The 15,379-nt window shown below is 65.5% G+C and carries 10 protein-coding genes; 8 read left to right on the forward strand and 2 right to left on the reverse strand.

Annotated features, from left to right (window positions below):
* Positions 1-247: 247 nt before the first annotated feature.
* The 4 genes from AC1RGE_RS08605 to AC1RGE_RS08620 are packed head-to-tail and all read left to right on the forward strand — an operon-like array spanning position 248 to position 8,231.
* Positions 248-3,085 carry a hybrid sensor histidine kinase/response regulator gene (locus AC1RGE_RS08605; protein ID WP_019094345.1) on the forward strand — a complete coding sequence of 946 codons (2,838 nt, stop codon included), beginning with the start codon at positions 248-250 and terminating at the stop codon, positions 3,083-3,085.
* A 2-nt stretch (positions 3,086-3,087) separates the two neighbouring features.
* Entirely contained in the window at positions 3,088-4,362 is a 1,275-nt protein-coding gene (locus tag AC1RGE_RS08610) for an EAL domain-containing response regulator (protein WP_011061912.1), read from the forward strand.
* A 5-nt stretch (positions 4,363-4,367) separates the two neighbouring features.
* Positions 4,368-7,520, forward strand: coding sequence for a hybrid sensor histidine kinase/response regulator (locus AC1RGE_RS08615; protein WP_258717789.1), 3,153 nt, complete (start codon positions 4,368-4,370; stop codon positions 7,518-7,520).
* A gap of 57 nt (positions 7,521-7,577) precedes the next feature.
* Positions 7,578-8,231 (forward strand): response regulator, encoded by a 654-nt coding sequence (locus AC1RGE_RS08620; protein WP_011061914.1) that lies wholly within the window; start codon positions 7,578-7,580, stop codon positions 8,229-8,231.
* A gap of 172 nt (positions 8,232-8,403) precedes the next feature.
* Here the strand turns inward: AC1RGE_RS08620 and AC1RGE_RS08625 are convergent, their stop codons facing one another.
* Positions 8,404-8,901, reverse strand: a complete 498-nt coding sequence (locus AC1RGE_RS08625; protein ID WP_011061915.1) for an Lrp/AsnC family transcriptional regulator — start codon at positions 8,899-8,901, stop codon at positions 8,404-8,406.
* A gap of 124 nt (positions 8,902-9,025) precedes the next feature.
* On the opposite strand from AC1RGE_RS08625, the gene AC1RGE_RS08630 reads away from it, so the two are divergent.
* The 4 genes from AC1RGE_RS08630 to AC1RGE_RS08645 all read left to right on the forward strand — a co-directional run bounded on the left by AC1RGE_RS08630 (position 9,026) and on the right by AC1RGE_RS08645 (position 14,076).
* Complete coding sequence (locus tag AC1RGE_RS08630) at positions 9,026-10,054, forward strand: histone deacetylase family protein (RefSeq protein ID WP_176707093.1); 1,029 nt, start codon at positions 9,026-9,028, stop codon at positions 10,052-10,054.
* 58 nt (positions 10,055-10,112) lie between these two features.
* On the forward strand, positions 10,113-11,174 hold the full coding sequence (gene ocd, locus AC1RGE_RS08635) for an ornithine cyclodeaminase (protein ID WP_492583986.1): 1,062 nt from the start codon (positions 10,113-10,115) through the stop codon (positions 11,172-11,174).
* A 160-nt stretch (positions 11,175-11,334) separates the two neighbouring features.
* Positions 11,335-12,747 carry an amino acid permease gene (locus AC1RGE_RS08640; RefSeq protein ID WP_492583988.1) on the forward strand — a complete coding sequence of 471 codons (1,413 nt, stop codon included), beginning with the start codon at positions 11,335-11,337 and terminating at the stop codon, positions 12,745-12,747.
* A 117-nt stretch (positions 12,748-12,864) separates the two neighbouring features.
* A complete protein-coding gene (locus tag AC1RGE_RS08645) occupies positions 12,865-14,076 on the forward strand; it encodes a hypothetical protein (protein WP_492583990.1) in 1,212 nt (403 codons plus the stop codon).
* Between the two features lie 22 nt (positions 14,077-14,098).
* Here the strand turns inward: AC1RGE_RS08645 and AC1RGE_RS08650 are convergent, their stop codons facing one another.
* On the reverse strand, positions 14,099-15,274 hold the full coding sequence (locus tag AC1RGE_RS08650; RefSeq protein WP_492583992.1) for an acetyl-CoA acetyltransferase: 1,176 nt from the start codon (positions 15,272-15,274) through the stop codon (positions 14,099-14,101).
* Between the last annotated feature and the right edge of the window lie 105 nt (positions 15,275-15,379).

A 15,379-nucleotide genomic window follows, 5' to 3' on the forward strand; every position in this document is an offset into this window, starting at 1 on the left:
CGATTTTTTCATAATCAGCAGCGGTTGCAGACTGAGTAACAAGCGTCATCAACGACAGCGCGGAGCTAACGGCGAGGCTTATCGTTTTCTTAACCAGAACCATAACTTTCAAACCTTTGCGTTAGAGCACAAGAGGGTCGAAAGCCTGAAGTCAATAGGTGAACTAAAAAATGAGAATCTTCTTAAAGCCCCTGGCATTAAGAATATTCTGAAGAGGGATATAGATAGTTCTCCTTACTATGGGCCGATGCATACACAAGCCCACTTCCCAGCGTTTACCAGCCACTTCTCCGGGGCCTATATCCCGGTGGTCCTGCTGCGCCTTTTCATGTACAGCCTGCTGTCCTGCATCCTGATCATTGCCGGTTTCGTGGTCCACTGGTCACTTAATGAAACCCTCTCCAACTACCGCCGGCAAATGAACGCAGCGGCATTTAACGCACAACAATTCTTCAATCAACGGGAAAGCCTGTTGAAGGCCATTTCTTCTTCGGCCGTGCGCACTAGCGATGAGCGCCTTAGTTCAACGGCGCGCAACTTTCTGGCAAGTAACGAGCAACTGCGGGTACTGCCCTTCGGCAGTACTCCCTCCCGGCGCTGGGCCCTGGTGCTGACTGCCCGCGACCTGGTGGAAGTGGACAGTACCCACAGCCAGCTGCTGTACCTGGTGCCGGAACAGGGCCTGGTCAGCACTCTCTACGAGCCAGCGGCCACCGGCACCGGCCAGCCCCCCAGCAAGGCCGTGGACGCACCCTGGCTGCGCCAGCTCGACCAGCGTGCGGTACAGGACCTGCTGGCCCGACACCCCGAGGCCCGGACCCTGTGGTACTGGGCCGGCATCGATGGCAACAAGCAGGTGTACCTGTTGCGCCCGGTGGACGAGCATCACGCCAGCGAGGGCTGGCTGGGCCTGGAGCTCACCGAGATCGACCTGGCCCTGGACCCCCTGGGCCTGCACCAGGGCAAATACCTGCTGTATGACGCCGACGGCGCACTGGTGCTGCACAGCGCCAACTGGCAAGTGCCCGGCAGCCTGTCGCGCCTGCAGGCCGACGAGGACTCCTTCGGCCTGCACCGCCTGGGCGGGCTGCCCGACTACATCGTGCTCAATAAATCCGTGGGCAACGCCGGCTGGCGCCTGGTGTACTACGCACCGGTCAGCCAACTGCTGCGCGACAGCCGTGGCCCGCTGTACACCACCCTGCTGGTGACCCTGCTTCTGTTCGCGGTGATCTTTCTCGGCGCGCGCTACATCCGCCTGCGCCTGGTGGAACCCGCAGTGCGCCACTACAGCGCCCTGGCAGACAGCGTGTCCCTCAACCGGCGCTTCATCGAGGTGGCGCCGGTGGGCCTGTGCCTGATGCGGCGCGACAACGGCCGGCTGATCCTGTGCAATGAATCCGGGCGCCGCTGGCTGGCCTCGGTGCCCGGCCTGCGCGAGCGCATCCTCGACGAGCCGCCTGCCCGGGTGCATGCCATCGAACATGCCCTGGACGACGGCACCTTCATTCAGCTGACCTGTGCCCCCACCGGCTACAACGGCGTGGCGGCGGTGCTGTGCTGCATCAGCGACGTGACCGACTTCAAGGTGGCCGAACAGTCGCTGCTGCAGGCCAAGCTGCTGTCGGACCAGGCCAACCACGAGAAGACCCTGTTCCTCAGCACCCTGAGCCACGAGATCCGCACGCCCATGTACGGCATCCTCGGCTCTCTGGAAATGCTCCGCACCACCGCCCTCAGCGCCCAGCAGGGCGACTACCTGGAAGCCACCCAGCAAGCATCCTCGGCGCTGATGCGAACCATCAACGACACCCTCGACATGTCACTGATCGAGTCCGGCCGCCTGAGCCTCACCAGCGCCCCCTTCTCCCCGGTGCGGCTGGTGGAAGAAGTGGCCTTCAGTTACTCGGCCCGGGCCCGCAGCAAGGGCCTGCGCCTGTACGTGACCCTGGACCCGAATGTCGCCGAGCGAGTGGTGGGCGACGGCGAACGCATTCGCCAGATCCTCAACAACCTGGTGAGCAACGCCATCAAGTTCACCGAGTCCGGCCATGTGGTGCTGCGCCTGCATGCCGAGGCGGGCCCGAGCCAGGCGCCCCGCCTGCGCTTTCAGGTGGTGGACAGCGGCCCGGGGATCGCCCCGGAGTTCCAGGCCAACCTGTTCGAACCCTATTACCGGGTGCCCAGCTGGCTGGGCCAGAAGGCGCCGGGCACCGGCCTGGGCCTGGCCATCTGCCAACGGCTGGCGACGATGATGCAGGGTCAGTTGAGCGCCATCAGCGAACCGGGCCTGGGCTCCAGCTTCAGCTTCAGCCTGGCCCTGGAACCCTGCACCGCCGCCCCGGCGCCGGACCTGCCGCGCCTGGGGGTGACCCCGGTGTATGTGCGCGGGGATATCCAGGAAGTGAATCTCAACCTCTGCCACTGGTTGCGCCGCTGGGGCGCCCTGGCCATTCCCTACGTGGCCGAACGCGACCCGCCGACCCGCAAGGCGGTGCTGGTGGAAGCCTTTCTCGGCCCTTCGCGGCCAGTGGCCTGGAGCGGCCCGCGGGTGCTCATGCACGCCCCCGGCATGGGCCCGCCGCAGCGCCAGGCCGGCGACAGCTGGGTGGCCCGCACCTTTAGCCTCGACAGCCTGCGCAACGCCGTGGCCCAGGCCCAGTCCGGCATCGTTGCCGAACGGTGCTTCGCCTCCCCCGAAGCCCTGGCCCCGAGCCTGGACCTCAAGCTGCTGGCGGTGGACGACAGCCCCCTGTCGCTGCAGGTGATCTTTCAGCAGGGCCGCTACCTGGGCAACCGGATGGTGGCCTGCGCCAGCGCCGTCGATGCCTTGAAACGCACCGACCTGCTGTCCTTCGACGGCGTGCTGACCGACTTGCAGATGGAACACATGGACGGTCTGTCGTTTGCCCGCACCCTGCGCGAGCGGGGGTATTGCGGCCCCATCATCGGTATCACCGGTGAGCTCTCCCCGGCGCTGCGCAGCCACTGCGAGTCGGCCGGAATCCGTCATTTGCTGATCAAGCCGGTACCCCTGGACGCCTTGAGCGAGGTACTGCAATCCATCAAGAGGAAAGTCATTTGAGCATGCTCAAGCCCCTGCGAGTCCTGGTGCTGGACGACCATCCGATCCACTGCCTGCAGGCCCGGCACCTGTTGCAGGCGGCCGGGTTCGGCCGGGTGGACAGCGCCCTCGATGCGCGCCAGGCCCTGGCCATGCTGCACCGGCAGGTCTACGACCTGGTGCTGGTGGACCTGCACATGCCGGAAATGGATGGAGTGCAGTTCATCCATGCCCTGACCGGTGTCGACCAGGTGCCGATCCTGGCCATCGTCTCGTCCTGCTCGCGGCGGTTGATGAACAGCGTCAGCCTGATGGCCAAGGAGAAGGGCCTGGCGGTACTCGGCACCTTCCCCAAGCCTCTGGAAGCGATCCACGTCGAGCAGATCAGCGCCATCATCGGCAACAGCCAGGACCCGGTGCTGGCAGCCCGGCCCGAGCACGAGGCAGTGTTCGACCGCCAGGTCCTGGAGCGGGCCATCGAACGCCGCGAGCTCAAGGCCCGGTTCCAGCCCCGGCGCTCGCTGAGCACTGGCCGGATCGTCGGCGCCGAGGCCCTGGTGCGCTGGAACAGTCCGTCCTTCGGGCTGCTGATGCCGGACTCGTTCCTTGCCTCCATCAGCCGCTGCCAGCTGGACCATGCGCTGTTGCTGCTGATGCTCGACGACGCCCTCCAGGCGCAGCAGCACTGGCAACGCCTGGGCCACCGCCTCAGCGTATCGGTGAACCTGCCCACCGGACTGCTGGACGACCCCGGCCTGCCCGACCAGTTGCAGCAGATCACCCTCGCCTCGGGGCTGGCCACCAGCGATATCTGCTTCGAGCTGCTGGAAACCGAGCGGCCACTGTCCCCCGGGCAGTATCATATGGGCGCCAGCCGCCTGCGCCTCAAAGGCTTCGGCCTGGCACAGGACGACTTCGGCATGGGCTACAGTTCCATGTACAGCCTGATCTCCACGCCCTTTACCGAGATGAAGATCGACCGCCACTTCGTGCATGGCGCCGCAGCCGACGATGCCCGCGCCGCAGCCCTGGTGGCGGCGGTGCAACTGGGCCGGCAACTGGGCCTGGAAGTGGTGGCCGAGGGCGTGGAATCGGCCCGTGACCTGGAATTTCTGCGCCAGATTGGCTGCGACAGTGCCCAGGGGTATCTTATTTCCGCCGCATTGGAGCTGGACGCCTTCACACAACTGCTGGGATGCACTGTTACTCCACCCTTTTCGTCACCTACCCGGCCCGCCTCCTCTCTCCCATGCCAGACATCCCGCTACGCCGCATCGCGAAAAACTTCCGACGATTGAATCTCGTGCTGTTCCTCATTCTGCCGTTGCTGCTGGTCATGGGCGGCGCGCTGTTCTGGGGCGGCCAGCGGATCATCCGCCAGGAACAGGAACGGATTGCCGTGGACTTCCAACTGCTGACCCGCTACATGAGCGAGCAGCAAGCCCTGCTCCAGCGGCTGGCCGGCGAGAAGCGCCTGCAATACAAGGACGCGGACCAGGATCCGGCGCAGCTCTTCCACCTCATGGAGCAACAGGAGGCGGTGGGCGCGACCCTGTTCCAGGGTAACCCCTCCTCGGTGGAAACCCCCTTCACCCTGGTCTGCCAGGACCTGGCCCAATGCCCCCACCAGAGCGCCGCAGCAGCCGGCCTTGGGCGCTACCTGGCCGATCTCTACTCCAGCTTCTGGGTGCGCTCGAGCTTTCCCGCTTCGGCCCTGCTGGTGGTGGACGCCGGTGCCGGCAGCAGCTTTACCGTGCCCACCATCGGCAGCCGCTGGCCGCGGCTGACCACACCCCTGGTCCTGGCAGGCCTGCATGCGGTGCGCGCCAGCGCTACCAGCAGCGACAGCGACGCGATCCGCTGGATCCGTCTCAAGGACTTTCCCCAGCACATGATCGCCTTCACCGCCCTGCACAACCTTGCCCCCGGCAGCGGCCTGCAGAGTTCCGGCACCTATGCTGCCTGCCTAACCTACAGGGACCGCATCAACGTCTTCACCACGCCGCAGCGGCGGCACTTCTACGACAAGTTCTGGCTGCAGGGCCGGCTCGACGGCCTGCTGCTGGGGGATGAACCGGCGCCCCTGGCGCTGCACGAGGGGGCCAACGTGCGCAGCGACGGCCTGCTGTTCCGGATCAACGACGCCAGTGGCCACTGGAGCGGTTACTACCTGTTGAGCTACCGCACCCTGTTCCTCGGCCACTCCTGGTCCCTGGCGGCGATCTTCCTGCTGCTGTTGCTCAGCCCCCTGGCCGCCAGGGTCTATGCGCGCTGGTACCAGCGCCGGGTCATAGCGCCGGCGCAACAGGCTCACGCCGAGCTGGTGGAAAACCATCAGTTCAGCCGCACCCTGCTGGAGACCACGCCAGTGGCCCTGTGCGTGCTCAGCCGCGAAGACCGGCGGATCGTCTTCGCCAACAACCTGGCCCTCAAATGGTTCACCACCCAGGTCGGCCAGAGCCTGGACGCCAGCGGTCTGGACCCGGCATTGCTGGAGCGCATCGCCCGGGCCCGGGAGCCGGGGGAGATCGAGAACTACCAGAGCTTCGACGGACGCTCGTTCTACATCGCCTTCGCCCCCACCCGCTACCGCAACCAGGATGTGCTGATCTGCGCCTTTGCCGACCTCAGTGCGCGGGCCCAGATGGAGCAGCAACTGACCCAGGCGAAACAGGCGGCCGACAAGGCCAACGGCGCCAAGTCGGTGTTCCTCGCCACCATGAGCCACGAGATCCGCACGCCGCTGTACGGGGTGCTCGGCTCCCTGGAACTGATGGGCCTGACCGACCTGGACCGCGAACAGCGCCAGTTGCTCGAACGCATCCAGGTGTCGTCCGGGCTGCTGCTGCAGATCATCAGCGACATCCTCGACATCACCCGCATCGAATCCGGCCAGCTGTCCCTGGGGGATCAGCTGTTCGATCCCAGGGCCCTGGTCCAGCGCTGCACCGCAAGCTTTGTCGACAGTGCCCGGAACAAGGGCCTGCTGCTGTTTTCCTGGGTCGATCCAGAACTGCCTCCAGCCCTGCTCGGCGATCCGGGGCGGATCAGCCAGATCCTCACCAACCTGATCAGCAACGCGGTCAAGTTCACCCACTCGGGCCAGGTGATAGTGCGCGCCCGGGCCGAGCCCGGCAGCCAGGGACGGGTGCTGCTGTCGCTGCAGGTGGCGGACACCGGTATCGGTATCGGCAAGGAAGAACAGCAGCAGCTGTTCATCCCCTTCTATCAGATCGACGCCCACTCCCACACAGTGCACGGCGCGGGGCTGGGCCTGTCGATCTGCGCCAAGCTGGCGGCGCTGATGGGCAGCCAGATCCACCTCACCAGCGAGCTGGGCCTGGGCAGCAGTTTCTCCATGCAGCTGGAACTGCCGGTGGCCAGCGACCCCGACGCCGAGCGCCAGCCCGACCTGGGCGGCGCGCGAATCTACGTGCAAAGCCCGCACCACGAACTCACCGACAACCTCTGCCAGTGGCTGCAGAAGTGGCACGCCCAGGCCACCCCCGTGGACGCTACGGCCCCACCTCCCCAGGGCCAGGGCGTTCTCCTGCGGCTGTTCGATGACCGCCCCGAAGCGTCCGAGGCCCTGCCCCCCGGGCTGCTGCGCATCGACCTGGGCGGCCAGCAACGCACCCCCGGTGCGGGCCTGGCCGAGGCCGGCGACTACTATGCCATCGGCCGCTTGCTGGAACGCACCCTGGGCGGCGCGCCCGACGCTCCTGCCGAACCGGAACTGCCGGCCCGGGACATCGCCACTCTGGCCCCCCTGGGCCTGAACGTGCTGGTGGCCGAGGACAACCCGATCAACCAGGCGACCCTGAGCCATCAGCTGCAGCAACTGGGCTGCCGCAATACCCTGGCCGCCGATGGCGCGGAAGCCCTGGACCTGTGGCGCATCGGCGACTACGACCTGTTGCTGACCGACGTCAACATGCCGCGCATGAACGGCTACGAACTCACTTGCATCCTGCGCGCCGCCGGGGACGACCGGCCGATCATCGGCATCACCGCCAATGCCATGTGCGACGAAGAGGCCCGCTGCCAGGCCTGCGGGATGGACGCCTGGCTGGTCAAGCCAGTGCCGTTGCAGACCCTGCGGGCCAGCCTGGCACGGCTCACCAGCCTCGCCCCGGAGCCGACCGCCGAGCCGGCAGCCGCGCCTGGCAACGCGCCAGTTGATGGCCTGCCGCCGAACCTGCGGGAACTGTTTGCCCGCACCATGGGCCAGGACGTGGAACACCTGCGCCAGGCCCTGGACGAGGAGGATTACGAGCGCATCTTCCAGTTGCTGCACCGGGTGCGCGGGTCGCTGGCGGTGGCTGGCCAGGAAGCGCTGATCCTGCAGGTCCACGACTTGGGGCAGAGCTTGCGCCAGAGCGGTTTGACGGCTACCACGCGCACGCATAGCCTGATGCTGCTGCACGCCTTGCAAGACATCAGCCAGCTCGAATGAACGCTCCTAGTACCCGCATTTCTGCGCATTCCCTTTTGACAATGGATCGTGTCCACCATGAAAAAAATACGCGTTGCCCTGGCCGACGATCATCCCCTGGTGCTCGCTGCCGTCAGCGACCTGTTGAAAAAGACCCGCCAGTACGAGGTGGTGGCGGCTGTCACCACCCCCAGTGCCCTGGTCCAGCAACTTTCGGATGACCCGCGGATCGACGTGGTCATCACCGACTACTTCATGGAGGGCGACCCGACCTTCGGCGATGGCATACGCCTGGTGACCTACCTGATCCGGCACTTCCCCAGGGTCCAGGTGCTGGTGCTGACCATGATGTCCAACCCGATGATCGTGGCCGCGCTGTATGACATCGGCGTGCGCTCGGTACTGCCCAAGCGCCATGACATGAGCGAGCTGCTCAGCGCCCTGGAGAACGTCCGCCAGGGGCGCATCCACCACCCGCCGAGCCTGGTGCAGAACGAGCTCAACAGCAGCCCGCTGCGCTCCATGGCCGACGGCCTGAGCAGCCTTACGCCCAAGGAATACGAAGTGCTGCGGCATTTCGTGCGCGGCGAATCAATGATGCAGATCGCCGCCAACCTCAAGCGCAGCGTGAAGACCGTCAGTGCGCAGAAGATCTCGGCGATCCGCAAGCTCAACCTGGACAGCGACCAGGCCCTGGTCGCCTTCTGCCTGGAGTCCGGCGAATTTCAGTAGGCCCTGGGGCCGGGGCAGCGCCGCGGCCAGGCGCTGCTGCTTCTGCATCCATGGCCTGCTCAACACTGCTGTTGCCTGCCTCGCTGGAACGCGAGCGCACGACCGCGCCGAAAGTACCTGCAGGGCAATCATTGAATAGCCCGGCACAAAAAATCGGAAATCTGATGCCGCCCTACCTGGGTAGCGGCTGGGGAATCGCCAGGCGGCTGGTGGCCTTGACCTCGCGCAGCGCCAGGCTGGACTGGATCGAGGCAATGCCCGGCTGGCGCCTGAGCACGTGCTCGACAAAGTCGCTGTAGCTGTCCAGGTCACGGGCCAGCACCTGCAGCAGGTAGTCGGCGTCGCCGGTGATCTTGTGGCAGGCCTGGACCTCGGGCAGGCGCATGATCACCGTCTCGAAATCGTCCGGGGTCTGGTCGGAGTGGGTGGCGAACCGCACATGGACGAAGGCCAGGATGTCCAGCCCCAGCAGGCGCCGGTCGAGGTTGGCCTGGTAGTCCCTGATCACCCCCTCCTCCTCCAGGCGCTTGCGCCGCCGCCAGCAGGGGGTAAGGCTCAGGGACAGGCGCTCGCTGAGCTCGGCGTTGGAAATGCTCGCGTCCTGCTGCAACAGCGCAAGAATCGCCAGGTCGGTGTCGTCGAGGTTAACGCTGCGAGTCGTTTTTTTCACAATCAGCCACCAACGGGGAAAATATTACCCAAAACTCTAATTGCACCCGAACAAAAAGCAAAGAATTCGCAGCCATGCCGGAACAAACTATTTGCACCGGACAATAACAATGGATGCGTTCAGCATGCTTACCGTCTTCAGCGAATCCCACCGCCTGCACCATGGCACCGAATTGAAGGATGGCGTGCTCAAGCCCTCCTTCGAGCAACCCAGCCGCGCCGACACGGTGCGAGACCGGGTGCGCCACGTGGGGCTTGGCGAGATCATCGGCCCGCGGCGCTTCGACCGCGCCTGCTACGTGGCCGCCCACAGCGAACGTTACGTCAGCTTCCTGGAAAACGCCTGGAGCGAATGGACCGCCACCGGCCGCAGCCACGACGCCCTGCCCCTGGTGTGGCCGGTGCGCGACCTGGCCAACCAGCAGGTGCCCGAATTCATCGACGGCAAGCTGGGTTTCTTCGCCATGGACGCCGGCTCGCCGATCACCGCCACCACCTGGGATGCGGTGCGCACCAGCGCCGATATCGCCCTCACTGCCCTGGCCCTGATCGATGAAGGCCAGGACAGCGCCTTCGCCCTGTGCCGCCCGCCGGGGCATCACGCCGCACGGGAATACATGGGCGGCTACTGCTACCTGAACAACGCCGCCATCGCCGCGCAGCACGCCATCACCCAGGGCGCCAGGCGGGTGGCGGTGCTGGACGTGGACTTCCACCACGGCAATGGCACCCAGAACATTTTCTATGACCGTGGCGACGTGCTCTTCGTCTCGCTGCACGGCGACCCGGCCGTGTCCTACCCCTACTTCTCGGGCCATGCCAGCGAGCGCGGCAGCGGGGCCGGCGAAGGCTGCAACCTGAACCTGCCCCTGCCGAAGAACACCACCTGGCAGCACTACCGCCAAGCGCTGGAGCTGGCCTGCAAACAGTTGCGGGCCTTCGCTCCCGAACTGCTGGTGGTGTCCCTGGGCGTGGACACGTTCAAGGACGACCCCATCAGCCACTTCCTCCTGGAAAGCGAAGACTTTCTCGGCATGGGCCAGATCATCGCCACGGTGGGCACGCCCACCCTGTTCGTGATGGAAGGCGGCTACATGGTGGATGAGATCGGCATCAATGCGGTCAATGTGCTGCACGGCCATGCCAACCGCTAGCGCGCGCCAGGCGCGCGCTCCCGCAGTGTTCAACGTTCCGACCGAGAGGGAAATCACCATGACCTTGTTTATCGATGTGGATCAGGCAGCGGCGCTGTACAAGCGCCTGGGTGTCGCCAGGGCGATCCGTGAAATGGCCGGTTATATCCAGGCCGACTACCTGCGCTGGCAAGCCTTCGAAAAGTCCCCGCGCACCGCCAACCACTCGCCCACCGGAGTCATCGAACTGATGCCCGCCGACGATGGCCAGCAGTACGCCTTCAAGTACGTCAACGGCCACCCTGGCAATCCGGCCCGGCAGTTGCTCACGGTCATGGCCTTCGGCGTGCTGGCCGAGGTGGACAGCGGCTACCCGGTGCTGCTCAGCGAACTGACCCTGACCACCGCGGTACGCACCGCCGCCACCTCGGCCTTGGTGGCCCGTGCCCTGGCGCGCCCGGACAGCCGAACCATGGCGCTGATCGGCAATGGCGCCCAGAGCGAGTTCCAGGCCATCGCCTTCCAGGACATGCTCGGCATCGACGAGCTGCGGATCTTCGACATCGACCCGGCCGCCTCCCGCAAGCTCAAGCACAACCTGCAAGCCTGGCCGAGCCTGAAGGTGCGCATCGCCGAGTCGGTGGCCGATGCGGTCAAGGGCGCCGACATCGTCACCACGGTGACCGCGGACAAGGCCTACGCCACCATCCTCACCCCGGAGCTGATCGAGCCCGGCATGCACCTCAATGCGGTGGGCGGCGACTGCCCGGGCAAGACCGAACTACACGCAGAGATCCTGCGCAATGCCCGGGTGATCGTCGAGTTCGAGCCGCAAACGCGCATCGAGGGTGATATCCAGCAGTTGCCGGCGGACTTTGCGGTGACCGAATACTTCCGCATCGCCCAGGGCCTGGAACCGGGCCGCGAGCATGCCCGGCAGGTCACGGTGTTCGACTCGGTGGGCTTTGCCCTGGAGGACTTCTCGTCCCTGCGCTACCTGCACGACCAGGCGCGCGAACACGGCATTGGCGAGCGGATCCACCTGGTGCCGACCCCGGCCAACATCAAGGACCTGTACCAACTGATCGGCCAGGGCCCCGACGCCGCCACAGGCGCCCCGCGCCGGCTGGCCAGCGGCTGAGGCAATACCCCCATGGCCGCTGCACGGGAAAACGCCCCGTGCCCCTGTGCAGCGGCCCAACCCGAACCGGTTGCGCCACCCCGACCTACAACCACAGCGCGCAGCCCCAGCCACCCTGCACTGCCAAAACTCGACAACTATAAAATCAAGAGGTTTTGTGATGACTCCAGATACCCTCGGGGCCCCTGCGCGCCCCGTGCTGCAACGCACCCTGCATAACCGTCATATCCAGCTCATGGCCATGGGCGGCGCCATCGGCACCGGGCTGTTCATGGGCTCGGGCAAGATCATCGCCATGTCCGGTACCTCGATCATCCTGATCTACATGATCATCGGCCTGTTCGTGTACCTGGTGATGCGCGCCATGGGCGAGCTGCTGCTGTCGAACCTGCAATTCAAGAGCTTCGCCGACTTTGCCGGCGCCTACCTGGGGCCGCGCGCGGCGTTTTTTCTCGGCTGGTCCTACTGGCTGAGCTGGAGCGTGGCGGTGGTGGGCGACGCCGTGGTGGTGGGCGGTTTCTTCCAGTACTGGTTCCCCGGGGTGCCGGCCTGGATGCCCGCGGTCAGCATGATGCTGACGCTGTTCGCCCTCAACGTGCTCACGGTGCGGCTGTTCGGCGAAGTGGAGTTCTGGTTCGCCATCATCAAGATCATCGCCGTGGTCACCCTGATCGGCGTCAGCCTGGTGCTGATCGCCAGTTCGTTCGTCTCGCCCTCGGGCGTGACCGCCTCGCTGGGCCACCTGCTGGACCGGCAAGCGGCCTTTCCCCACGGCCTGCTGGGCTTCTTCGCCGGGTTCCAGATGGCGATCTTCTCCTTCGCCGGCACCGAGCTGATCGGCACCGCCGCCGCGGAAACCCGCGACCCTCACAGCACCCTGCCCAAGGCCATCAACGCCATACCGCTGCGGATCATCCTGTTCTACGTGCTGGCCCTGGCCTGCATCATCGCCGTGACCTCCTGGCAGCAGGTGTCGCCGAACAAGAGCCCGTTCGTCGAGCTGTTCCTGATTGCCGGCTTCCCGGCGGCGGCGGGCATCGTCAACTTCGTGGTGCTGACCTCCGCCGCTTCCTCGGCCAACAGCGGCGTGTTCTCGGCCAGCCGCATGCTCTTCGGCCTCGCCGACCAGGGCAATGCGCCGCGCCTGTTCAAGCGCCTGTCGGGCCAGAGCGTGCCGGTCATCAGCCTGAGCTTCACCACCCTGCTGATGCTGCTGGGGGTGTTGCTGCTGTACGTGGTTCCCGAGGTGATGACCGCCTTCACCCTGGTGTCCACGGTGTCGGCGATCCTGGTGATCTTCACCTGGTCGACCATCCTCGCGTCCTACATCGCCTACCGCAAAAAGCACCCGCAACTGCACGCCCGTTCGCACTACAAGATGCCCGGCGGCGTGCCCATGGCCTGGTTTGCCCTGGCCTTCCTGCTGTTTGTCCTGTGCCTGCTGGCCCTGCGCCCGGACACCCGCCTGGCGCTGAGCGTAATGCCGGCGTGGTTTGTCTGGCTGGGCATCGCCTATCGCCTGACGGCGGGGCGCAAGGGGCGGGTTCATGGCCGGGCGGTATACCCGCGATGATGCAGGAACGCGCCAGGGAGGGCGCGGTTGCCAGCGGGCCAGCGTGCAAAAGCATCGACACAGCCCATGAGGTCTTGCTCTACTCCCGCGCCATCAACGTCGCCAGGGAGTGCCCACATGCAAGTCGCAGGACCCGCCTTTGAAGAAGTGTTCAGGAGAAATTTCAAGCGCGTGCTCACGTACTGGGGACCGATCGGCACCCTCATCGGACTGGGCGCAGCCGGCCAGGGCCTGCTGAGCCTGTACCTGTACACCCGTGCAATAGGCCGCACCGACCTGTTCATGGCCGCCATCGATGCCAAATCGGCGCTGGCGGTGTGGCTGGTCATCGTGCTGGTACTGATGGTGCTCTACCTGATACTGCTGGCCACCACCACCTTGCTCTTCGGACTGGCGTGCAGCTTGTTCCACTCCACGCCCGAACACCTGAAGAACGTCGTGGTATGGCTGACCCTGCCGGTCCTGGCGGGCTTTGGCGGCTTCATTCTGATCAGCTACTACCTCAGCGAATGGCTTGATCCGGGCCTGGCCATACTGCTGGTGGTGACACTGGTGCTGCTCGCCTGCTGGGGGGTGCTCTCGCGCCCGGCCTTCAAGGAGGTGCTCGACAGCAACGTGAACAAACCAGGCAGGGCGACACGGGCCTCAAGGATCGGCTTTACCTACCTCATCACCTTCTGCCTGACCAGCACGGTGATATCGGGAGTCTTTCCCAGCCTGTTGCTGCTCAATGCCTATAGCAACGAGGTGCTGAGTGAAGCTCCCCATTTCCCGGCAATCCTGAACCTGCTGGTGCTGGCCTTTACCCTGCTACCCGTCGTGATTTTCTACTGCCTCAACGCGGACCTCTACAAACGCATCGCCTACTCGGTAGCCTGCGCACTGTTGATGGCCTGCACCTTCCTGCTGATGCTGCCCGGGGCCATGAGCCAGATCACCTACAAGGCCGCAGGCGGCCTGGAGGTTCGCCAGGGAGCCGTGGAACGCTACTCGGTGCAGCAGGAGTTTGAGCTACAGGACCTCGACCCGCTGATGTGGAAAACCCGACTCAGCCCTCAGGGCCGCCTGGAGATCCAGGGATTCCAGCAGTTCTTGTTCGGTGATGCACTGCTGATCTGCCCCCAGGACCTGATCGACGTCAGCCTCAACCAGATCCGCAACTACACCCGCTACTGCATCAAGGTGCGCGACAGCAAGGTGACCCACAAGCCGCCAAAGCCATTGCTCGCTCATAAACCCTTCTACGTTGGCATGTGCCAGGAACCGGGGTACTGGAGAGTGGCCCGCAGACTGGACTGGGGGCCCCTGGGCGCTACGCCGGCACACTGAACGCCGGCGTGGCCGGAACCCCTTACACCCTGACGGCCTGCAACACCGAGGCGTAGTTGGCCACCGCCATGCCGCCCATGTTGAACAGCAGGCCGAACTCCGGCGAGCGCGCGGCGAGGCCAATGGGCTCGCCGGTCAACTGGCGAAAGCCCAGGGCATGCATCGACACACCGGTGGCGCCCACCGGATGTCCCTTGGCCTTGAGCCCGCCGGAGAGGTTCACCGGCAGGCGTCCGTCGGCATTCACCCAGCCTTCGTCCAGGGCTCGATGGCCTTCACCCTTGGGCGCCAGGCCCATGGCTTCGTAGATCAGCAGTTCGGCGATGGTGAAGCAGTCGTGGACTTCGGCGAACGCCAGGTCGTCCAGGCCCAGGCCGGCTTCGTGCAAGGCGCCCTGGATCGCCAGTTGCGGGCCTTCGAAGGCCAGCACGTCGCGGCGCGCCATGGGCAGGAAGTCGTTCACCTGGCTCAGGGCGCGGATCGCCACTTCACGGCGGAACTCCCGGGCCCGGCGCGGCGACGCGAGGAGGATCGCCGCCGCGCCATCGCTGATCAGCGAACAGTCGGTCAGGCGCAGGGGCTCGGCGATCAGCGGGTTGCCGGGCGAGACGCTGTTGCAGTGGGCAAAATCCATGGCCCGATGCATCTGCGCCAGGGGGTTGGCCATGGCGTTGGCGTGGTTCTTCACGGCAATCACCGCCATGGCAGCCAGGGGGCTCTGGTAGCGCTCGGTGTAGCGCTGGGCAACTTGGCCGAACAGTTGGGCAAAGCTCAGGCCGGCCTCTTGCGGGTCGTTCTGGTAGCCGGCCCCGGCCAGGGCCCGGGTGACCTCGGCGGTGCTGTTGCCGGTCATCTTTTCCGCCCCCACCACCAACACCAGTTCGGCGGCGCCGCTGCGGATCGCGTTGATCCCGGCCTGGATCGCCGCCGAGCCGGAAGCACAGGCGTTTTCGCAGCGGGTGGCCGGCTTGAAGCGCAACTGCGGGTCGGCCTGGAGCATCAGGGACGCGGGAAAACCATCAGGCACCAGCCCGGAGTTGAACTGGCCGAGAAACAGCGCATCGATCGCCCCGGCGTCAATGGCGGCGTCCGCCAGCACGTCGCGGGTGACCTGGACAATCAGGTCTTCCAGGCTGCCATCGAGGCGGCCAAAGCGGGTGTGGGCCGCCGCGACGATGCAAACGGATTCATGGTTCATGGGGGTTCTCCTGTACTGAAGGCGGGTGGTCCCGGCCAGCGGCCTGCGTGCGCAAGGGCCCTCGGCCGGGGTGACTGCCCATCAGTGTAGGTAGTGTTGCGCCAG

It is taken from the genome of Pseudomonas sp. GW823-FHT02C05 (assembly GCF_058797595.1).

Coding starts and splice junctions, on each gene's coding strand:
- AC1RGE_RS08605 (WP_019094345.1), top strand. CDS start 248: ATGCATACACAAGCCCACTTCCCAGCGTTTACCAGCCACTTCTCCGGG.
- AC1RGE_RS08610 (WP_011061912.1), top strand. CDS start 3,088: ATGCTCAAGCCCCTGCGAGTCCTGGTGCTGGACGACCATCCGATCCAC.
- AC1RGE_RS08620 (WP_011061914.1), top strand. CDS start 7,578: ATGAAAAAAATACGCGTTGCCCTGGCCGACGATCATCCCCTGGTGCTC.
- AC1RGE_RS08630 (WP_176707093.1), top strand. CDS start 9,026: ATGCTTACCGTCTTCAGCGAATCCCACCGCCTGCACCATGGCACCGAA.
- ocd (WP_492583986.1), top strand. CDS start 10,113: ATGACCTTGTTTATCGATGTGGATCAGGCAGCGGCGCTGTACAAGCGC.
- AC1RGE_RS08640 (WP_492583988.1), top strand. CDS start 11,335: ATGACTCCAGATACCCTCGGGGCCCCTGCGCGCCCCGTGCTGCAACGC.
- AC1RGE_RS08645 (WP_492583990.1), top strand. CDS start 12,865: ATGCAAGTCGCAGGACCCGCCTTTGAAGAAGTGTTCAGGAGAAATTTC.
- AC1RGE_RS08650 (WP_492583992.1), bottom strand. CDS start 15,274: ATGAACCATGAATCCGTTTGCATCGTCGCGGCGGCCCACACCCGCTTT.